The organism is Microbacterium sp. zg.Y909 (assembly GCF_024626565.1).
The window spans coordinates 1-1,052 of the sequence record NZ_JANJFJ010000685.1; the positions used below are offsets into that span (position 1 = coordinate 1).

Here is a 1,052-nt window from a genome sequence, read left to right on the forward strand (position 1 = left end):
ACCATGCGCTCCTGCCAGGGCGCCAGGTGGTCGATGACCGCGAGGGGCTCGGTGCCGAACTGCAGGCTCGTGGCGCTGCGCCACAGCGGCGGATGGCGGGGGTCGAGGTGAAGCATGACCCGATTGTGCGCCGGTGCGTCGTCCGCCGTCCCCGCTGTCCACAGATCGCTCCTGCCCGCGGCCGCCTGAGCGGCCTGGGGAGGAGGAGACGAGAAAGCTCAGACCGGCCGAGGTCCTTCGGGATCGTCGCCGGCCGTGCCGCCGTCGTCCGTCGCACCGTCACCGGTGGCGGGCGTCTCGCCGTTTTCGGCGGCGGCGTCGTCCGATGCCGCCTGGTTCAGCAGCGCCTCGAGGGCGTCGTCCATCGCGTCGCGCTGGGGCTCGTCGCCGCGCGCCCGAGCCTGCAGGCGTGCCACGAGCGCCGCGGGGTCGTCGATGTCTTCGGCCGTGGGCATGAGGTCGGGGTAGTCCCACAGGCTGTCGCGGTCGCCCGCGCCCACCGCCTCGGTGACGGCGCGCCACATCGCTGCGGCCTCGCGGAGACGCCGGGGGCGCACCTCGAGGCCCACGAGCGACCCGAGGGCCTGCTCTGCAGGTCCGCCCACCGCGCGGCGGCGACGCACGACCTCGGCGATGCGATCGGCCTCGGGAAGTCGGGCGGTGGCGGCGTCCGTCACGACGTCGACCCAGCCTTCGATGAGGGCGAGCAGATTCTCGAGCCGCGCCAGCGCCGCCGTCTGGGCCTCGGAGCGCTGGGGGAGCAGCGCGCCGCTCTCGAGCGCCTGACGCAGCTCCTCGGGCTGTGACGGGTCGAACCGCGAGGCGAGGTCCTCCAGGGCGCTGGTGTCGACGTGGATGCCGCGGGCGAATTCGGTCACCTGGGAGATGACGTGCAGCCGCAGCCACCGGGCGTGGCGGAACAGGCGCGCGTGGGCGAGCTCGCGCGTGGCCAGGTACAGCGCGAGCTGGTCGTCGGCGATGCCGAGGTCGCGGCCGAAGTCGGCGAAGTTCTGCGGCAGGATCGCCGCCTCGCCGGCGGGCATGACCGGAAG

General features: G+C 74.1%; 1 protein-coding gene. It reads right to left on the reverse strand.

The genetic code is table 11. From position 1 onward, the window contains the following. Positions 1 to 218: 218 nt before the first annotated feature. Positions 219 to 1,052, reverse strand: an 834-nt coding sequence (locus tag NQ160_RS24135) for a zinc-dependent metalloprotease (protein WP_257517502.1), incomplete at its 5' end; no start/stop codon positions are given.